At 63.8% G+C, this 17270-nt stretch carries 19 protein-coding genes; 1 reads left to right on the forward strand and 18 read right to left on the reverse strand.

The annotated features are described in order from the left end of the window. Positions 1 to 6: 6 nt before the first annotated feature. From GV002_RS14770 to GV002_RS14835, 14 genes are all read right to left on the reverse strand, one after another. The gene (locus GV002_RS14770) at positions 7 to 1254 is read right to left on the reverse strand and encodes an NAD(P)/FAD-dependent oxidoreductase (RefSeq protein ID WP_160019135.1); all 1248 of its coding nucleotides are present in this window, start codon (positions 1252 to 1254) and stop codon (positions 7 to 9) included. After that, on the reverse strand, positions 1241 to 2389 hold the full coding sequence (locus GV002_RS14775; protein WP_160019136.1) for a sodium:proton antiporter: 1149 nt from the start codon (positions 2387 to 2389) through the stop codon (positions 1241 to 1243). Before GV002_RS14775 ends, GV002_RS14770 begins: the two co-directional genes overlap by 14 nt. Continuing rightward, positions 2386 to 4713 carry an MMPL family transporter gene (locus GV002_RS14780; protein ID WP_160019137.1) on the reverse strand — a complete coding sequence of 776 codons (2328 nt, stop codon included), beginning with the start codon at positions 4711 to 4713 and terminating at the stop codon, positions 2386 to 2388. Before GV002_RS14780 ends, GV002_RS14775 begins: the two co-directional genes overlap by 4 nt. Further along, positions 4697 to 5323 (reverse strand): outer membrane lipoprotein carrier protein LolA, encoded by a 627-nt coding sequence (locus GV002_RS14785; RefSeq protein ID WP_256667154.1) that lies wholly within the window; start codon positions 5321 to 5323, stop codon positions 4697 to 4699. The genes GV002_RS14780 and GV002_RS14785 overlap by 17 nt, the downstream gene beginning before the upstream one ends. A 38-nt stretch (positions 5324 to 5361) precedes the next feature. Further along, positions 5362 to 5787 carry an acyl-CoA thioesterase gene (locus GV002_RS14790; RefSeq protein WP_160019138.1) on the reverse strand — a complete coding sequence of 142 codons (426 nt, stop codon included), beginning with the start codon at positions 5785 to 5787 and terminating at the stop codon, positions 5362 to 5364. 83 nt (positions 5788 to 5870) lie between these two features. Beyond that, complete coding sequence (hutH, locus tag GV002_RS14795) at positions 5871 to 7412, reverse strand: HAL/PAL/TAL family ammonia-lyase (protein WP_160019139.1); 1542 nt, start codon at positions 7410 to 7412, stop codon at positions 5871 to 5873. After that, complete coding sequence (locus GV002_RS14800; RefSeq protein WP_372241835.1) at positions 7393 to 8340, reverse strand: glycosyl transferase; 948 nt, start codon at positions 8338 to 8340, stop codon at positions 7393 to 7395. The genes hutH and GV002_RS14800 overlap by 20 nt, the downstream gene beginning before the upstream one ends. Then, a complete protein-coding gene (locus GV002_RS14805) occupies positions 8337 to 9083 on the reverse strand; it encodes a glycosyltransferase family 2 protein (protein WP_160019141.1) in 747 nt (248 codons plus the stop codon). The genes GV002_RS14800 and GV002_RS14805 overlap by 4 nt, the downstream gene beginning before the upstream one ends. Continuing rightward, positions 9076 to 10740, reverse strand: a complete 1665-nt coding sequence (locus tag GV002_RS14810; protein ID WP_160019142.1) for an acyl-CoA synthetase family protein — start codon at positions 10738 to 10740, stop codon at positions 9076 to 9078. The genes GV002_RS14805 and GV002_RS14810 overlap by 8 nt, the downstream gene beginning before the upstream one ends. Next, the gene (locus GV002_RS14815; protein WP_160019143.1) at positions 10737 to 11282 is read right to left on the reverse strand and encodes a hypothetical protein; all 546 of its coding nucleotides are present in this window, start codon (positions 11280 to 11282) and stop codon (positions 10737 to 10739) included. The genes GV002_RS14810 and GV002_RS14815 overlap by 4 nt, the downstream gene beginning before the upstream one ends. A 4-nt stretch (positions 11283 to 11286) precedes the next feature. Next, positions 11287 to 11553 (reverse strand): acyl carrier protein, encoded by a 267-nt coding sequence (locus GV002_RS14820; RefSeq protein ID WP_160019144.1) that lies wholly within the window; start codon positions 11551 to 11553, stop codon positions 11287 to 11289. Between the two features lie 11 nt (positions 11554 to 11564). Then, a complete protein-coding gene (locus tag GV002_RS14825) occupies positions 11565 to 11825 on the reverse strand; it encodes a phosphopantetheine-binding protein (protein ID WP_017678587.1) in 261 nt (86 codons plus the stop codon). Beyond that, positions 11806 to 12615: a lysophospholipid acyltransferase family protein gene (locus tag GV002_RS14830; RefSeq protein ID WP_178094697.1), complete on the reverse strand. Its 810-nt coding sequence runs from the start codon at positions 12613 to 12615 to the stop codon at positions 11806 to 11808. The genes GV002_RS14825 and GV002_RS14830 overlap by 20 nt, the downstream gene beginning before the upstream one ends. Continuing rightward, positions 12588 to 13304, reverse strand: coding sequence for a beta-ketoacyl synthase chain length factor (locus GV002_RS14835; RefSeq protein WP_160019145.1), 717 nt, complete (start codon positions 13302 to 13304; stop codon positions 12588 to 12590). The genes GV002_RS14830 and GV002_RS14835 overlap by 28 nt, the downstream gene beginning before the upstream one ends. A gap of 249 nt (positions 13305 to 13553) precedes the next feature. Here GV002_RS14835 and GV002_RS14840 point away from each other — a divergent pair, with 249 nt between their 5' ends. Continuing rightward, entirely contained in the window at positions 13554 to 14327 is a 774-nt protein-coding gene (locus GV002_RS14840) for a ParA family protein (protein WP_160019146.1), read from the forward strand. 82 nt (positions 14328 to 14409) lie between these two features. Here the strand turns inward: GV002_RS14840 and GV002_RS14845 are convergent, their stop codons facing one another. The 4 genes from GV002_RS14845 to trxC all read right to left on the reverse strand — a co-directional run bounded on the left by GV002_RS14845 (position 14410) and on the right by trxC (position 17270). Next, complete coding sequence (locus GV002_RS14845; protein WP_160019147.1) at positions 14410 to 15051, reverse strand: flagellar biosynthesis protein; 642 nt, start codon at positions 15049 to 15051, stop codon at positions 14410 to 14412. A 240-nt stretch (positions 15052 to 15291) separates the two neighbouring features. Continuing rightward, positions 15292 to 16089 carry a universal stress protein gene (locus tag GV002_RS14850; protein WP_160019148.1) on the reverse strand — a complete coding sequence of 266 codons (798 nt, stop codon included), beginning with the start codon at positions 16087 to 16089 and terminating at the stop codon, positions 15292 to 15294. Between the two features lie 122 nt (positions 16090 to 16211). Next, on the reverse strand, positions 16212 to 16655 hold the full coding sequence (locus GV002_RS14855; RefSeq protein WP_160019149.1) for a YiiD C-terminal domain-containing protein: 444 nt from the start codon (positions 16653 to 16655) through the stop codon (positions 16212 to 16214). A 180-nt stretch (positions 16656 to 16835) separates the two neighbouring features. Then, entirely contained in the window at positions 16836 to 17270 is a 435-nt protein-coding gene (gene trxC, locus GV002_RS14860; protein ID WP_160019150.1) for a thioredoxin TrxC, read from the reverse strand.

The raw sequence follows: 17270 nt of genomic DNA on the forward strand, positions 1-17270 counted from the left end.
TCCTTGTCAGTTTGGGGAGCAAAGCTCTGCGAGTACTCGCAGGCGCCGGCGTGGTTCGGAAACATAGGGATTTTTACCGTCCCAGGCGTAGCCGGCAAGGATCGAACTGATCATGCGGCGAATTTCTGGGGAGGCGTTCTCGTAATAGATCACGTCCTGGAAGGAGCCCTCGTACCAGCCCTCGACGTAAACGCGGAAGGTATCGACGCCGCGTTTGAGCGGGATGGCGAACTCGTTTTCCCAGTCCACCGCTTCGCCGTTCAACTGCCGATGCAGCAGCCCGGCGGCCATGCTCGCCGAGCGCATGGCGATGGTCACGCCCGAGCTGAACACCGGATCGAGGAACTCGGCGGCGTTGCCCAGCAGCGCGAAGCCCGGGCCGTGCAGGCTCTTTACGTTGGCCGAGTAGCCGTTGATCTCGCGCGCCGGGGTGTCCCACACGGCGTTACCCAGCACCTTGCTCAGCGACGGTGTTTCGGCGACGAACTGCTTGAGGCAGGCATCGAGATCTTTCGGGGAGTTCTGGTAGTGCTCGGCCGCGGCGACCACGCCCAGCGAGCAGCGGCCGTTGCTGAATGGAATGGTCCAGAACCACACGTCACGCAGGGTCGGGTGAGTGGTGATGAGGATCATCTCGCGGTTGAAACCCGAGGCTGGATCGATGTTGTCCTCGATGTGGGTGAACACCGCGCGGCGGACCGGGAAGGCCGACGGCGTGTCGAGATCGAGCAGGCGCGGCAGTACGCGGCCATAACCGCTGCCGTCGAGGACGAAGGCGCACTCGACCTGGTATTCATGGCCGTCGGCCAGGCGACGTACCGACAGGCGCGGGCAGTCGCCGCTGAAGTCGGCAGCGAAGATTTCCTCTTCGTAGCGGATTTCTACGCCCTGACGCTCGGCCTCGTCGGCCAGCAGCTTGTCGAAGTCGGCGCGGATCACCTGATAGGTCGAGCCCTTGCCCTCGGTGAACTTGTCGCGAAAATCGAAGCTGGTATAGCGCTCGCCCCAGGCGAATGCGGCGCCGTGCTTGGTCTGGAAACCGGCGGCCTGAACCGCTTCGAGCATGCCGGCCTCTTCGACGAAGTCCAGGCAATGCGACAGCAGGCTCTCGCCGATGGAAAAACGCGGGAAGCGCTGGCGCTCCAGCACCAGTACGTCATGGCCCTGGCGCTTGAGAATGGCGGCGGCGATGGCGCCGGAGGGGCCGGCACCGATGACGACGATCTGACGTTGTTCGAGTTCAGGAGATTTCATAGCGGGCTTTCGCTTCATGATTGACGGTGTGCCGGCCCAGCAGGGCAGGCAACAGAGTAGAGAACAGACTCATCAGCAGCAGGCCGAAGTACACCGTTGAATCAATCAGCTGGAACTGCAGGAGCAGGTTTAGGAACACGATTTCGGTCAGGCCACGGATGTTCAGCAGCAGGCTTTCACGCCACTTGATCCGCGCCGACGCAGCCGGGTCTGCCCAATGCAGGCCCAGCCAACTGCCAAGCACCTTACTGATGACCGGCAGTGCCAGCAGGGTACCTATCACCAGCCAGGACATGTGTTGATCCAGGCCATGGAAATCCACACGCAGCACGCCATAAGTGAGAATCAGCGGGACCGCGATACCATTCATCAGCAGCTTCCAGTGGCGCTGCGACAACGGCAGGACGAAGGGTTGCTTCAGATAGGCCAGACACAGCATGTAGGCGATGCCGAACACCAGCGCATTCAGTCCAAGCTGCTGAAACAGCAGCATCAGGGCGAAGAACGGCAGGCTGTAGCACGACGGGTGGCGCCACTTGAACGCGCGCGCGAGCAGCGGCAGCAATGCCGCCAATAGCGGCCAGAGCAGCGTCGCCGGTTGGCTGCTGCCCTGGGCCAGGCCGAACAGGCTCCAGCACATGAAGTCCATCAGGATTGCCGCATGCAGCAGACGCTTGGTGTCGGCGGCCGGGTAACCGACGCTCTGCAGAAACAGATAGAGCACCGGGATGGCGGTGATGGAGAACAGCAGGCCAATGCCCACGGCGCTCAGCCAGCCGCGCTCGCCGGGCAGTAGCCAGAGCGAACAGACCAGGCCTGCCAGCATGGGCACGAGAAAACTCGGCAGGGCGATCTTCACGCAGGCCGAGCTGAGATCGAGGTCGATCACGTCGCTGAGGATGTAGCCGAGCAGCAGCGCAAAACACAGGCCATAGGCAACACTCAGCCAGTCGGGCGCCAGCAGCTCGTTGGCGTTCAACTGCCAGTGCGGCTCGGCCCACAGCAACAGCAGCGCAGGAATGACCAGTGCCGCTACCAGCAACTGGCCGACGATGGGAATCAAGCGGCGCCCGCCGACGACCGCGGCCAGTGCATAGATGGCCAGGGCCAGCAACCAAAACAGGGCGACCGTCATGGCTGCTTTTCCTTTGTCTGCGCGTCACCCGCCCAGGGGGCGAGGAGGAAGCTGAACGCCAGGCCGATGCTGATGGCCAGGCCGAAGTTGCTCACCGCAGGTGTACTGGAAACGGCCAGCAGGCCGAACGACAACCAGGTGGTCAGCGCCGACAGCAGTGTGCCGAGCAGGCTGGTGGCCGCACCGCCGACCCGCTCGCGAATGAGGATGGCGTAGTCCACGCCGATGGCGGTGACCAGCAGCAGGCCGAACAGGCTGAACAGGGTCAAGGGCTGGCCAAGCCAGCCGAGACTGGCCAGGCTGGCCAGCGCGGCCAATAGAGAAACCGCCAGTACGCGAGCGGCGCCGCGTGCGCCGAAGAAGATGCAGAGTACGGCGAAGATCAGCAGGCAGGAGGCCAGCTTCAGTTCGGCGGCACTGACTTGCGTGGCGGCGAACAGGCGATTGAGCTCGCCGAGACGGTCGACCAGTTTTACCCCGTCGAGGCCTTCGGCCTGGGCGTCGAGCAGGTCGCTGTCGGTCAATCCTTGCAGGCTGATCAGCCCGGCGACCTGGCCGTCATCGGCGTTGCCCAGCCAGAGTGGTCGCCAGGGCTCACTCAGCGGCGCGGCGAGCACCTGCTCGATACTCAGCGTCGGCAGGGCTTGCAGCTGTTGTGCTTCCTGTTCGATGGCAGCGGCGGGGATGCCCAGTTCGCTGAGTGCGGTGCTGTGGCTCGGGAGTTGTGCCACGGCCTGACGCAGTTTTTCCTGCTGTGTGGCCGGCGCGATCAGTTGGCTCAACGCCAGATAGCTCTTCAACTGACCCTGCTCGACCAGCCTGTCCAGGCGCTGGCTCAACGACTGCTGGCGTTGCAGCAATTGCTCTTCATCGTCGCCGCGCACCAGAAAGAACTGACTGGTCGGTTGCATGCCGACGATCTGGCTGATGGTTTTCGATTGCTCCAGCAATTGCGGCGGCACGCTGGCCCACTGGCGCAGGTCGTCCTTGTGCGAGAGCTGCAGCAGGCCACCAGCGCAGAACAGGGCGAAGATCAACAGCAGCCAGGGTGTGGGCAGTTTACGCAGCAAGGCTTCGCGCCAGTCGAGCAGACGCTGTGCCAGGACATGCGGCGGCTGCCAGGGGCGGATCTCGGCTTTGCCGAGCAGCGTTGGCAGCAGGAACAGGGTGCTCAGGTAGGCGCCGATCAGGCCGGCTGCGGAAAAGATCGCTACCTGCTTGAGTGCCGGGAACGGCGTGAAGGCCAGGGCCAGATAGCCGATGACGTTGGTCAGCAGACCGAGACTCAGACCGAGCAGCGTGGCGCGCAAGGCACGCCAGCTATCCCAGGGTTGCAGCGTCCAGCTCTTCGACAGCAGGTGCAGGGGGTAGTCGATGGCCACGCCGATCAGGCTGGCGCCCAGCACCAGGGTCATCACGTGGATGTGGCCGAACACCGCGACGCAAGCCGTGAGCCCGGCGAATACGCCAATGGCAGCGGGGATGAAGGCGAGCAACACGCGTACCCGGCGAAACACCAGCAGCAGCATCAACAGGACGCCGGCACTGGCGATGCTGCCCATCAGGCTGATTTCGCGTGTGGCCTCGCGCTGGCCGTGGGCGGAGTACAGCAACCCGCTGCTGGCGAGCAATTGGCCGCCGCGTGCCTGCACCTCGTCGCGGGCCTGAATGACCAGATCGTCCACCGCCAGCGCCAGGTTGCCGTCGAAGGCGTCGGCATTGGTGCGGGCGCGTAGCAGGGCCCAGGTGATTCCCTCGCTTTCGGCGATCAGCGCGCCGCTGAGATCGACCTGGACATTGTGGTGGTGGGGAAGGCCTTTCTCCACCAGGGTGCTGAGGCCGAGCAGGTCATCGTTGGTGGCAACCACGCCCTGGCTGCGGAAGGGGTCGAACAGATCCTGAACACGTCGCTCGACGAAGGCGGCCGGGTTGTCGATCAGCAATTGGCGGTCGGCAGCCGGCAACAGCGCCAGGCGCTGATCCTGCAATTGCTGGCGTATGCCAGACAGGTCGGCTTGCGGCTCCCACTGCACCTTCTCGAACAGCGCCTGCTGCTGCCAGCGCGTGCCCAGTGCGGCTGCAAACGCCAGGGCTTGTTCGCGCTGCGGGTGGCTGATCAGCACCAGCAGCTCGCGGTTGAGCGGCTCCTGCATGCGTTGCACGGCCTGCTGCTCGAGCGCGTCTGGCTTGCCGTTGGGTACCAGCTCCAGCAGGTTGGCCGTGATGGGCGCGCCGCCGCGCCACTGCCAGGCTGCAACGATAATGAGCAGAAGCAGGGCGAGCGGGAACAGCCGTGAACCCCAGTATTCAACTCTGGAAGTCATGTCGCTCCGCATCGCTCAGGGACTGATCGGCCTGACTGTCCTCAAGGCGCAGCACGGTGCTGTCGCCCTGGGTTTCCTGCAGCTCGATGCGCTGTACCAGCTCACCGCCATTGATGACGATGGCCTTGAAGACCTGCTTGAGCAGAACGCTGCGAGGCGTCAGATCGAGCTGCCAGGCCTCGGCTGTGCCGCTCAGGCTGAGCTCGAAATCCTGACGCAGGCCGCTGCTGTCGCCCTTGAGCACGGCGAGGAACAGGCGATTCTGCTGAGCGGTGGCGCTTTGCTGGGCGACGAACTGCCAACCCTGGTCACTGCGTCGGGCGATGCCTTGGGCGTCGATACGATAATCTTGCTGCAGCGGGCGTTCGAGCAGCCAGAGCAGGCCGTGATCCTTGGCCAGGACGAAGTGGCCACGGCTGGTCAGCGGTTGCGGCAGGGCGCGCAGGTGTTTTTCCTGGATGAAACTGCCGCGCACCACCTCGGGCTCGCCGAGTTGTGCGCTGAGCTGGTCGAGGTCGAAGGCCATGGCCTGCTGGGCAAGGCCCGCCAGCAGTAGCCCGGAGATAATCCGGGAGATGCACCTGGCAATGAGGTTTTTCCCGGATTGCATCCGGGCTACACCAGCCAGGGCGGCGCTGAGCAGGCGGTTCACGCGATGACCCTCTGCACGGCATCGATGAAGACCTGTGGCGAGGCGAACTGCATTTCCCGCGTGGCGATTTCCACGGCGACCTGCACGGTGCTGCCGCGGGTCATGCGCTCGCCCGTCTCGGCATCGCTGATCAGGTAATTGATCTTCAGGCGGCTTTCCCACTCCACCAGATCGGCGCGCACGATGATGCGCTGGCCGAATTGCGCGCCGCGCACGTAGCGCACCTGCAGATCGATCACCGGCCAGGCGTAGCCGGAGTCGCGCATCTGCCGGTAGTTGTGGTCGAGCTTGTCGAGCAGGGCGCAGCGCGCCTGCTCGAAGTACTTGACGTAATGGCCATGCCAGACGATTTCCATCATGTCGACATCGTAGAACTGCACCTGCAGTTCGATTTCCGCCTGCAAGACGCCTGACTTACGCATGGATTGCTCCTGAGCCGATGGTGCGTATGGCGCACCCTACTTGGTAGTGGGGCATCGGGTGCGCCATGCGCACCAGAACAGGCTCAGGCATACAGCCTCCAGTGCTGGGTGCGGATGCGTTCCAGGCACAGGCGCAGTTCGCCTTCCAGGGCGCGGTCTTCGATCACCGGCGGGAAGTCGCTGGCCAACTGCTCGCGCATGGCGAACAGTGGCGCGGGGATGTCCTGCTTGCCGGCGCGCTCGCGCAGCCAAACGCCCTGGTTGGCGGCGAGCAGCGTGGCGGCAGCGACCTGCTCGGTCAGTTCCAGGCTGCGCAGGGCATCGCGCGCGGCGATGGTGCCCATGCTCACCTTGTCCTGGTTATGGCATTCGGTGGAGCGCGAGAACACGCTGGCCGGCATGGTGTTCTTCAGCGCTTCGGCGGTCCAGGCGCTGGCGCCGATCTGCACGGCCTTGAAACCGTGGTTGATCATCGCCGTTTCGGCCGGCGCGCCGGACAGGTTGCTCGGCAGGCCGTGGTTGTAGCGAGTGTCCACCAGCAGGGCGAGCTGACGGTCGAGCAGGTCGGCGACGTTGCCGACCAGGTTCTTCAGGCTGTCCATGGCGAAGGCAATATGCCCGCCATAGAAGTGGCCGCCGTGCAGGGTGCGCTCGGTCTCGGCGTCGAACAACGGGTTGTCGTTGGCGCTGTTGAGTTCGATCTCGATGAACTGACGCAGCAGGCCCAGGCTGTCGGCCAGTACGCCAAGTACGTGCGGCGCACAACGGATCGAGTAGCGATCCTGCAGGCGATGCAGTGGTGGCAGCGGCGCCTCGACGGCCAGATCCTGACGAATCCAGGCGGCGACCTGGGTCTGGCCCGGGTGCGGCTTGGCGGCGAACAGGCGCTCGTCGAAGTGCTCCGGGTTGCCCTCCAGGGCGATCACGTTGAGCGCGGTGATGCGCGTGGCCAGCTTCAGCAGGTAGTCGGCACGGGCATAGGCCAGGCAGGCCAGGGCGGTCATCACGGCGGTGCCGTTCATCAGTGCCAGGGCTTCTTTCGGGCGCAGGGTCAGCGGCGTCCAGCCGAGCTCTTCATGCACCTCGGCGGCGCTGCGACGCTCGCCCTTGTACAGCACGTCGCGCTCACCGCTGAGGGTGGCGGCGACGTAGGACAGCGGAGTGAGATCGCCGCTGGCGCCGACCGAGCCTTCTTCCGGGATCAGGGGCAGCACGTCGTGATCGATGAAGGCCTGGATGCGCTCCAGCAGTTCCACGCGCACGCCGGAAACGCCGTGGCACAGCGACTGCAGTCGGGCAGCCAGAACGGCGCGGCTGCTCGGCGCGTCGAGCAGTTTGCCCAGGCCGCAACCGTGGAAGGTAAACAGGTGCTTGGGCAGCGCCTCGACCTGATGCAGCGGCACCGCTACCACGCAGGAGTCGCCGTAGCCGGTGGTCACGCCGTAGATCACGCCTTCCTTGTCCAGCAGGGTGTCGAGGAAGCGTGCGCCCTTGGCGATCTTTTCCCGGTAGGCGGCATCATCCTGCAGCTGGGCGCGGGCCTGGCGCTGCGACAGGGCTACGATGTTCTCGATGGTCAGGGCGCGCTCGCCGAAGATCACCGGCTCAGGCTGGTATGTCGTCATCTCGCTTCCAGAAAGGGTAGAAGTTGAACCATTGCAGCGGTGCGTCCAGGCAGTGTTCGCCCAGGCGCTGCGCGTAACGTTGTGCCCAGCCGTGAACCACCTGGTCGCGCTCGCTGCGCTTCCAGCTCACCACATCGGCAAAGTGCTCCAGGCGCACCTGATAGCGCCCGTCGATCTTCAGGCAGTGCATCAGCCCGACCGGGCATTGCAACAGGCCTGCCAGCAGCCAGGGACCTTGAGGGAATGCTGCGGGTTGGCCAAGAAAGTCGACCGTGACATTGCGTCCGCCATGCAGCGGCACGCGGTCTCCAGCGATAGCCAGCCACTCGCCGCGTTCCAGGCGCTCGGCCAGTTGCAGCATGATCGCCGGGTCCAGTTCGCTGACCTGAATCAGGCGCAGGTGGCTGGCGCCGGATTCGCCCAGCAGGCGGTTGAAGCGCTCGGCGTGCTTGGTGTGCACCAGTACGTTCATGCGTACCCGCTCGCCGAGTTCGGCCAGTGCCCGACAGACCTCCAGGTTGCCCAGGTGAGCGCCTACCAGCAGCCGTCCACGGCCGCCGTCGTGCAGCGTGTCGCGCAGGTTGCCGGGGTCGACCAGTTGTAGTTCCTGCAAAGGCAGGCGGCCGTTCCACACATCGAGCTTGTCCAGCAGACTATCGGCGAATGCCAGGAACTGACGCAGTACCGAACGGCGGCTCGGACGCAGATCGGGACGTGCGCCCCAGCTCGCCAGGTTGTTCTGGTACTGATGGATGCTGGTCCGCGCGCTGCGGCCGAAGATGTAGAAATACAGGACGATCAGGTACAGCAGCGGCACCAGAGGGCGACGGCCAAGCAGGCGCGCCGCTACGACGGTAAAGCGCATCAGCAGAAAACTGCCGCGCTCCTTCTGCCGGGCCCAGTGATCGTTGTGCTCGGCAGCGTTCATGTGACCAGCCTGCGCCATAGAATCCTTGGCGCGCGCAGCAGCATGCCGAAGAACAGCCGGGCATGCATGCCCGAGATCAGCAGGTTGTCGTGCCACAGGCGAAAATGCGAAAGGCCATCGGCCGGGTAGTGCACGCGGGTCGGCAGCCAGTGCATCGGCTGTTCACGCCAGGCCATGCGCACCAGTATCTCGGTGTCGAAATCCATGCGCCGACCGAGTTGCACCGTATCGAGCAGGGCCAGAGTGGCCGGCAGCGGGTAGATGCGAAAGCCGCACATGGAGTCGCGAATCTGCAAGGACAGGCAGTTGATCCAGACCCAGACGTGGGTCAGGTAGCGGGCGTAAAGGCGCGACCTGGGCACGCTCGCATCGTATTGCGGATAGCCACAGACCAGGGTTTGCGGATGAGCGCGAGCGGCGGCGATGAACTGATCCAGGGTGCTCAGGTCGTGCTGACCATCAGCGTCTACCTGCAGGGCATGGCTGTAGCCGAGGCGCGCTGCTTCGCGCAGGCCGGCCATCACTGCACCGCCCTTGCCCTGGTTGCTCGGCAGGCGTAGCAGGTGAATGTTCGGCTGCTGCGCCAGTTCGTCGATTACCGCAGCGCAGGTTGCGTTCGAGCCGTCGTCCACCAGCAGGCACGGCAAGCCGGCGCTGCGCAGTTGCCCGACCACACCGGGCAATGGCCGCTCGTGGTCGTACACCGGGATCACCGCGCAGGGATTGAAGCCTGGCTCAGCCATGGGCCTGCTCCAGCAGAATGCGCCCGGAAGAACAGGCAGCCTCGCCATTGCGATAAGCGAAATACAGCTTGCCGCGTTCGGCATCGAAACGCAGGGACAACTGCAGGGTGTCGCCGGGGCGCACCAGTTGCTGGAATTTCAGCACTTCCATGCCGGCGAAGCGCGGTGGCAGATGTGCGATCAACTGGCGGGCCAGTTGTTGGGCCCAGTCGACCTGTACCACGCCCGGCAGTACCGGCGTTTGCGGGAAATGGCCGGTGAAGTGGGCGAGATCCACTGGCACCTGCAATTGCAGCAGCCATTCGCCGTCGAGTTCTTCGCGACTGAAAGGCTCCACCCGCGTTGGGCGTGGCGCGGCCAGCAGTGCGTCGATCTGGCTCTGCGCCAGCTTGCCCTGGCTGCTGTAGGGCAACTCCAGGAGCAGGCGCCAGCGGCGCGGCAGGGCGATGGCCTCGCAATGTTCGGCCAGGTGCCGGCGCAGGGTTTCGGTGACGCTGCGACGCCCCTGGTTGCGCAGGACATGCACGCCGTTCGTGCTCAGGGCCAGCACGGCACCGAGGAAGGCTCGACCTTCCTGAATCACGCCAAGGCGGGCATCGGTCACCCAGTCATGACTCATCAGCGCCTGCTCGAGCATGGGCAGGGAGATGCGCTTCTCTTCCAGCTTGACGATGCGGTCGAGGCGCCCACGCAGGACGAAACGGCCGTCAGTGCCAATCTCGGCGGCATCTGCGCTCTGTTCGATATGCCCAGCTGGCAAGTACGGCGAAGCAATGCGCAGGGCGCCGGTTTCATCAAGGCTCAGCTCGACGCCTGGGAACGGCTGCCAGGCCGTATCGCCCTGACGCCAGCCAATGCCGCCGGTTTCCGAGCTGCCGTAGATTTCCGTCGGCCACTGGCCCAGGCGTTCGTGCAGGGATTCGGCCGCTTCGCCGGGCAGCGCGCCGCCGGAGGAGAATACCTGTTTCACGCGGCTCAGCGCCGACCAGTCGAGGTTGTCGCCCATGCGCTTGAGCAAGGCCGGGCTGGCTATCCAGGCAAAGTCGCCCTGATCCAGGCTGATGCGCTGCAGATCCTCGGGGAAGGGCACGGCGCGGCGGTACAGGGGGCGGCCTGCGCACAGCGGCCACAGCAGGCGAAACAGCAGGCCATAGATATGCTGGCAGGCGACACTGCCGAGGATGCTGGCCTGGCCGAGGTTCTGGCCCCACAACCGCTCCAATGCTTCGACCTCGTTGGCCAGCTGCGCAAGGCTCTTGTCGATCAGCTTGGGTTCGCCACTGGAGCCCGAGGTGCACAGGGTCAGGCGGCAATGCTCGGGCAGCAGGCGTGCACCAGGCAGTGGCTCGGCATCCAGCTCGCTCAGGTCGTCCAGCCATAGGTCGATCTGGGCCGACAGGCGCTGCCGGGTTTGCGTCTGGGCATCGGCGGGCAGCAGTACCTGCACCCCGACGCGCCAGGCGCCGAGCAGAGCGATGGCCAGCTCGGCAGCATCTTCCAGATACAGCGCCACGCGTTGTACACCGCGCGCCTGCAGGGCTGCGGCCAGGCGCAAGGCGCGCTCACGCAGCTCTGGATGATGCAGTACGGGCTCCAGAGCAACCTGACGCTCGGGCTGAGCCTTCAGCAACAGATCGGTGATGGGCAGCCAGGTCATTCGTATTTCCTTACCTGCTGGCGGATCAACCATTCGCCAGCGAACAACAGGCCAATCAGGCCGTAAGAGATGAATCCGGTGTAGAGCGTCCACCAGGAAAGCGGCGCCCACATCGCCAGCGCCATCAGCAGGAACGTGTTGCCGAGGAAGAACAGCGCCCAGATCTTGGTGACGGTGCGCGTGTAGCGCACGGCGACGTCCGGCAGCTCCGGTTCACGCAGGCGCGCCATGCGTTCCACCAGTGGCGGGCCGAATTTCAGGCTGAGGCCAAACAGCGCCAGCAGCATCAGGTTGAGCAGTACCGGGTACCAGCGCAGCAGCGCCGGTTCGTTCGCGACTCCGAGCAGCAGGCAGAACACCAACGCCGCCACGGCCAGCCACAGGCCGCCCGGTCGGCGTCGTGCCGTCAGTGCGCGGGCAAGCCAGAGTCCGCCCAGCAATGCGGCGAACACACGTGGCGACCAATGCTCCAGGCCGTAATAGACGGCGAACGGATAGAGCACGCCGGCTATCAGCAAGAGCAGGCCAAACAGGCGAGCCATGGAGTCAGTCTTGGGCCTGAGGCGTGTCATTGATCAGGCGATAGACGGCTTCGACCACATCGCCCACGCTGCGCACGCTCTTGAACTCTTCAGCGGCGAGCTTGCGCCCGGTCTGGCGCTTGATATGGTCGATCAGGTCGACCGCATCGATGCTGTCGATCTCCAGGTCTTCATACAGGCTGGCGTCCAGGGTCACGCGCTCGGCATCCAGCTCGAACAGCTCCACCAAGGCGCTACGCAGGGTGACGAAGATTTCTTCACGGTTTTGCATCGGTGAAATTCTCAGGCAGCTTTTTGGGCGGAAACGAACGCAGCCAGGCTCGCGACGTTGGCGAAGTGCTTACGCGTGTCCTTGGCTTCAGCGTCGATCTTGATGCCGAAGCGCTTCTGGATCGCCAGCCCCAGCTCGAGCGCATCCACCGAGTCCAGGCCGAGCCCTTCGCCAAACAGAGTCTGCTCCGCGCCAATGTCATCGGCGCTCATGTCCTCGAGGCCGAGGGCGTCGATGATCAGGTTCTTGATTTCAAGTTGCAGATCGCTCATCTGAGGCGAGCTCCTTCATAAAGTGTTGGTGCAGATGGTCGTTGAGCTTGCGCGAGGCAATCGGCAATGGCGCCTGCTCGGTGAATTGCCGCGGGTCGATATCCTCCCCGACCCGCAGCCGAAAGTGAAAGCGGCGCGATGGAATGCTGTACCAGGGTTCGGCCTTGGTCAGCGTCGTAGGTGTCACGCTGATGACCACCGGGGTCACCACACTGGCGCCGCGCACGGCAATCGCGGCGGCACCACGATGAAATTCCGGGTTGGTGCCGGGTACGGTGCGGGTGCCCTCGGGGAAAATGATGAGGGTTTCGCCGTTCTGCAGGGCGCCGGCAGCTTCGTCGAGCATGTCCATGCTGCCGCTGTTGCTGATGTACCGGGCGGCACGAATCGGCCCGCGCATGCAGGGGTTTTCCCACAGGCTCTGTTTGACCACGCAGTTGGCATCGCGGATGAAGGCAATCAGCACGACCACATCGATCAGCGAGGGATGATTGGCGATGACCATTTGTCCTGGACGGCCCAGGCGTTCTGCGCCCTCGACCTCATAGGTGAGAACACCAGTGCGGAACATGAACTCGACGAATAGGCGAAACGTCCGGCTGACCACTGCACGCGCTCGGGTTCGCCGGCGCAGGGTGTCGCCGGGCAGCAGGCTGAGCAGCGGGAAGACAAGCACGCGCAGCAGCACCCCGCCGACGCCGAATAGGGCAAAGCTCAGTGCGGTGGCGACAAGCCTCCATGCATAAGGCGGGCTGTAAGGGCTCAGGCCTCGTTGCGTGACCAGATCCATTGGCGGTCTTTCCAGTAGTGAATCAGCGTTGGCTGCCCACCATACAAGGCGCGCAGCAGGTTCAGGGGATGTGGCCAGGCGGCGGGTAAGCCGGATTCGGCGGGGGCGAGGCTCAAGGTCCAGGTTTTGCCCGGTTTCAGCAGCAGAGCCAGCGCGTAGGAGAAGGGTACGTCATCTATATAGGGCGTGTAGAGGTCAGGCGGTAATTCTTCTGCAATAACTAGTAATACTGCAGGAGCACCTTCGGCAAGCAGGCCACTGGCTTCAAGCATGGCCTGTTCCAGACCGTCCCCGGTAGCAGCCATGGCGGTCATCTCGCTGGTGTCTTCACGCAGGATCGACCACAGGCCGATGATGGCGTTATGCACCGAGAGGCTGAATTGGGTGGGCGACAGCGGTTCGTCCTTCGCCAGTTCGCTGAGGATCGCCAGCGTGCGCGGCGTCTCGCCATGACGCGAGGCGAACACCAGTGGCAGAGGGCCTTGACCCTCTGCCAGCGGCCAGGCGACATGGAACAGCATCCGCGCCAGCCGGCTGAGGCGGCGGCGCTGCATGGCGGGTAGGAAACTCACGTCCGGCTGCTGCTGGTCGTCGGGCACGACCACGGGGGCGTTGCACCAGGCTCGCCAATCATCCTCTGACTCCAGGCCGGGGGCCCAGGCGCGCAATCCTTCGATCTGGAAATTCATAGCACGAGGCTTTTCGCCACTCCGGGCATACTGGTCGGCACGACGAGACGCCTGAAAGAGACAGTGTCAGTCAGTGCCATGGCATAGTGCCGGTACTTGTTCGGGCGGGCATTATCTAGATGCACGCGGCGCTGTGCAAATGTTGCGCAGCTTCTTCTGATGGGCGGATGATGGCGATGTGGCCTACGTCTCGTGCTTGTCATGGGCTTTGCATAGTATTCGGAACATTCCAGATCAGGGAGAGCGGCGATGCGACGTGTGGTGTTCAACCAGAAGGGGGGCGTGGGCAAGTCCAGCATCGCCTGTAATCTCGCGGCGGTAAGTGCGGCGCAGGGCTACCGTACGCTGCTGATAGACCTGGATGCCCAGGCCAACTCGACCCAGTACCTCACCGGGCTCACTGGTGAGGAAATCCCCATGGGCATTGCCGACTTCTTCAAACAGACCCTGTCTTCCGGGCCTTTCGCCAAGAAGGGCAAGGTGGATATCTACGAGACGCCGTTCGACAACCTGCATGTGGTCACCGCCACGGCAGAGCTGGCCGAGCTGCAGCCGAAGCTGGAGCAGAAGCACAAGATCAACAAACTGCGCAAACTGCTCGACGAGCTGGCCGAAGATTACGACCACATCTACCTGGACACGCCGCCAGCACTGAATTTCTATACGGTTTCAGCCTTGATCGCGGCAGACCGCGTGTTGATTCCCTTCGACTGCGACAGCTTCTCGCGCAACGCCCTGTACGGCCTGCTGGCCGAGATCGACGAGTTGAAGGAGGACCATAACGAGGATCTGGAGGTGGAGGGTATCGTGGTCAACCAGTTCCAGCCGCGTGCCACATTGCCGCAGCAACTGCTGGATGAGTTGGTCGCCGAGGGCTTGCCGGTGTTGCCGGTGAACCTGATGAGCTCGGTGAAGATGCGCGAATCGCACCAGGTGTGCACGCCACTGATCTATCTGGATGCACGGCACAAGCTGACCCAGCAGTTCGTCGAGTTGCACGATCTGCTGAACGCGGCAGATTGACGCTGTCCAGGACGGCTTGAGTAATAGATTTCAACAAGAACGCCCCAAGGTTATCGGGGCGTTCCTGTTTCAGCTTGATGCATCAGAGTTTGTTGGCGGTTTCCTGGGCGATTTCCCGGAGGCCAGCTTCGGTGATGGCTTTCCAGTCGCTGTCGGTAACGGCTTGCATGCCGTCGCTTTTCAGCGTGACGATCTCCATGTTCGGTTGGCCTGCGGCTTCGATGTTCAGGCGCGACTTGTTGTTCACCGTCACGTAGAAGAAGCCTGGCGAAAACCATGACCAGAACTCCTTGACGCGAACCTTCACCTCAGTGGCGCCTGCGGCGTTGGGCTCTGTCACCACGTCATAGCCGGCTTGCCGATAGGCAGAGGCCACAGACTCTTCGACCAGGGCGGAAACGGTGCGGCCAGATGGCAGCAGAACGTCTCCCAGCGCTTTGCCGTAGCCATTTCTCTTGCGACCAACGGCCCGCTCGGTGATCGAGCGATCAGCAGTTTCCGCATTCTTCAGTGACGGGATGTCGGCCTGACTCGGCTTGATTTCGAAAACGCGTTCATCGACTGCGCTGATGTACACCTTCTTGCCGTTGCCGGCTTCGGGGTTAGCGGCCAGCTCCAGTGAAGGAACCTTCACATCGATCTCGGAACGACTCGTTGCGCAGCCAACGCAAAGCGCCAGCAGGAAGGTAACGGCGACCAGTCTGAAGGTCTTTTCCATACTCATGAAACTACTCCTTGTATGCATCGGTTTGGCCATTAGGCGGGGCGATTCTACAAGGGTGATGGCTAATTGGCATCCGTGCTGCTGTGTCCAGGCATCGAGGGGGGGCGGGATGCCGACTATGGGTTTACGACGCCTCTGCTCGGAAGGCGCGCGTGTTGCCGCAGTGCAAAGGGCGGCTGATCGGCCGCCCCGAGTGAGGGTGATGGGGGGCGGGGCTTGGCGGCGATCTGACTGCGCGGGCTAGCGCACCACGAACACGTCGCACGGTGCCTTGTGCAGGAAATGCTGCGCCAGGCTACCCAACAGGGCTTGGGAGAAGGCGCTGCGGCCGTGGCTGCCGAGCACCAGCAGTTCTGCTCGACGCGCCTTGATCTGCTCCTGCAGGCTGCGCAGGATGCCGCCCTGCAGCACGTCGTGGCTCAGCTTCGGACCTCCAGGTGGCAGGCTTTGTGCTTCGTCCTGCAACAGCTGATCGATCAGGCCGCGCTGGGTCTGCAGTTGCAGTTCAACCTGCTGCGGTGTGCCCTTGTCTGGTTCGAATACATGCAGGGCGTGCAGCTCGGCATCGCCGGGCAACAGGCGATAGGCCTGGCCGAGGGCACTGCAGGCGCACAGGGAGAAGTCGATGGCGGCCAGCGCCCGCTGGTAAGGCTTGGCGTCGTTGCGCGCGACCAGCAGCAGCGGCACGGTGCAGCGGCGGGCGATGCGATCGAGGCTGGTGCCGGAGAAAAAGTCATGGCGCTGGTGGTGTCCGCCCAGCACCAGCAGGTCGCAGCCGCTGTCCTGAACCTGTTGCAGGACGACCTCCGAAGGTTTGCCGCTGAGCATGCGCAGTTCGGTGCCGGGTGGAGCGTATCGGGTCAGGCTGCGATCCAGCGCCTGGCGCGCCTTTTCATGCTGCTCGCTGCTCTGGCTGGGGTCGAGTACATGCAGGATGCTCAGGCGGGCCTTGTGCTGCTGAGCCAACTGCGTGGCACGGCACAGCGCCATGTCAGCGGTGTCGCGCAGGTCATGGGCGATAAGAATATGGTTGAACATGGTGACGGCTCTCCTGCCGATACCCCTCGGCAATTTTATTGTGCCTGTTCAGATAGCCGCTCTTTTGACCTATGGCAAGGTCGGGGACTGTTACCGATTGCGAATGCAGGCAGCGGCGTCATTCAGCGTAAACGCAATTGGTAGTGGCCGCGACTTTCTGCGACCACTTCGCCGCTGCCGTCGGTCAGTTGCAGCTCCAGCAGATAGTCGGCCTTGCCCTGCTGGCTGGCTTGTTCTTCCAGGTGGGCGATTTCCTCGGCCGAGAGGCGCGCCTCGACCTGAATGTCGCCCGTGGCCGGGCGGCGAAAGCGCAGGTTCATTTCCTTGATGATGGGGTAGAAGCGCTCGGCGTCGAAGCTGGTCAGAAACAGCGCGCCGCCGGGTATTTCGGCGAGGGTGAAGAGGGCGCCCGCGTACATGCTGCCGATATGGTTCTGGTTGTCTTGCAGGGGCATGCGCAGGCGCACGAAGCCTGGCTCCAGCACCTCGGCCCTGAGGCCGCTGCGTTTGACGAAGGCGATCTGTTCCTCGGTGAGCTGGCGAGCGATTTCAACGGGCAGCGGCATGGCAAAACTCCCTGAGTGGACGTTTTGCCAGACTAAGGGGCGGAAGGTGCGCTGCAATTGACCGCAGCGCCCGTGCTGACTGACCGAAGCGCTCAAGCGCCCCCAAGCACTTAACCCGGATGCAATCCGGGGATCGCCGGCACGCCATTTCCCCGATTGCATCGGGGCAACAGGGGCATCCTAGATGCCCTGCTGACGCAGCCAGGCCTGCAGTTGCGGCAGCGGCATGGCGCCGCTCTGGCGGGCGATTTCGACGCCGCCCTTGAACAGGATCAGGCTGGGAATGGAACGGATGCCGAGTTGCCCGGCCAGGTTCGGATTGGCCTCGCTATCGAGCTTGCCCAGACGGCAGCGGCCTTGCAGTTGGGCGGCTGCCTGCTGGAAGGTCGGAGCGAAGGCCTGGCAGGGACCGCACCAACTGGCCCAGACATCCACCAGCAGTGGCAGGTCGCCCTTCAACTGACTGACGAAGTTGGCTTGGGTGAGCGTGATGGGCGCCGCGGGCAGCACGTCACTTTTGCAGCGGCCGCAACGTGGGGCGTCGTGCAGACGCTCGGCGGGAATGCGGTTGAGCCCGTTGCAGTGTGGGCAGGGAATCAGCAGCGGATCGGACAT

It is taken from the genome of Pseudomonas sp. 8O (assembly GCF_902506495.1).
GTDB lineage: Bacteria > Pseudomonadota > Gammaproteobacteria > Pseudomonadales > Pseudomonadaceae > Aquipseudomonas > Aquipseudomonas chaetocerotis.

What these genes read in the sequence shown, in the direction of transcription:
- GV002_RS14770 (WP_160019135.1), bottom strand. Translation starts at nt 1,254, where the DNA reads ATGAAATCTCCTGAACTCGAACAACGTCAGATCGTCGTCATCGGTGCC.
- GV002_RS14775 (WP_160019136.1), bottom strand. Translation starts at nt 2,389, where the DNA reads ATGACGGTCGCCCTGTTTTGGTTGCTGGCCCTGGCCATCTATGCACTG.
- GV002_RS14780 (WP_160019137.1), bottom strand. Translation starts at nt 4,713, where the DNA reads ATGACTTCCAGAGTTGAATACTGGGGTTCACGGCTGTTCCCGCTCGCC.
- GV002_RS14785 (WP_256667154.1), bottom strand. Translation starts at nt 5,323, where the DNA reads ATGCAATCCGGGAAAAACCTCATTGCCAGGTGCATCTCCCGGATTATC.
- GV002_RS14790 (WP_160019138.1), bottom strand. Translation starts at nt 5,787, where the DNA reads ATGCGTAAGTCAGGCGTCTTGCAGGCGGAAATCGAACTGCAGGTGCAG.
- hutH (WP_160019139.1), bottom strand. Translation starts at nt 7,412, where the DNA reads ATGACGACATACCAGCCTGAGCCGGTGATCTTCGGCGAGCGCGCCCTG.
- GV002_RS14800 (WP_372241835.1), bottom strand. Translation starts at nt 8,340, where the DNA reads ATGAACGCTGCCGAGCACAACGATCACTGGGCCCGGCAGAAGGAGCGC.
- GV002_RS14805 (WP_160019141.1), bottom strand. Translation starts at nt 9,083, where the DNA reads ATGGCTGAGCCAGGCTTCAATCCCTGCGCGGTGATCCCGGTGTACGAC.
- GV002_RS14810 (WP_160019142.1), bottom strand. Translation starts at nt 10,740, where the DNA reads ATGACCTGGCTGCCCATCACCGATCTGTTGCTGAAGGCTCAGCCCGAG.
- GV002_RS14815 (WP_160019143.1), bottom strand. Translation starts at nt 11,282, where the DNA reads ATGGCTCGCCTGTTTGGCCTGCTCTTGCTGATAGCCGGCGTGCTCTAT.
- GV002_RS14820 (WP_160019144.1), bottom strand. Translation starts at nt 11,553, where the DNA reads ATGCAAAACCGTGAAGAAATCTTCGTCACCCTGCGTAGCGCCTTGGTG.
- GV002_RS14825 (WP_017678587.1), bottom strand. Translation starts at nt 11,825, where the DNA reads ATGAGCGATCTGCAACTTGAAATCAAGAACCTGATCATCGACGCCCTC.
- GV002_RS14830 (WP_178094697.1), bottom strand. Translation starts at nt 12,615, where the DNA reads ATGGATCTGGTCACGCAACGAGGCCTGAGCCCTTACAGCCCGCCTTAT.
- GV002_RS14835 (WP_160019145.1), bottom strand. Translation starts at nt 13,304, where the DNA reads ATGAATTTCCAGATCGAAGGATTGCGCGCCTGGGCCCCCGGCCTGGAG.
- GV002_RS14840 (WP_160019146.1), top strand. Translation starts at nt 13,554, where the DNA reads ATGCGACGTGTGGTGTTCAACCAGAAGGGGGGCGTGGGCAAGTCCAGC.
- GV002_RS14845 (WP_160019147.1), bottom strand. Translation starts at nt 15,051, where the DNA reads ATGAGTATGGAAAAGACCTTCAGACTGGTCGCCGTTACCTTCCTGCTG.
- GV002_RS14850 (WP_160019148.1), bottom strand. Translation starts at nt 16,089, where the DNA reads ATGTTCAACCATATTCTTATCGCCCATGACCTGCGCGACACCGCTGAC.
- GV002_RS14855 (WP_160019149.1), bottom strand. Translation starts at nt 16,655, where the DNA reads ATGCCGCTGCCCGTTGAAATCGCTCGCCAGCTCACCGAGGAACAGATC.
- trxC (WP_160019150.1), bottom strand. Translation starts at nt 17,270, where the DNA reads ATGTCCGATCCGCTGCTGATTCCCTGCCCACACTGCAACGGGCTCAAC.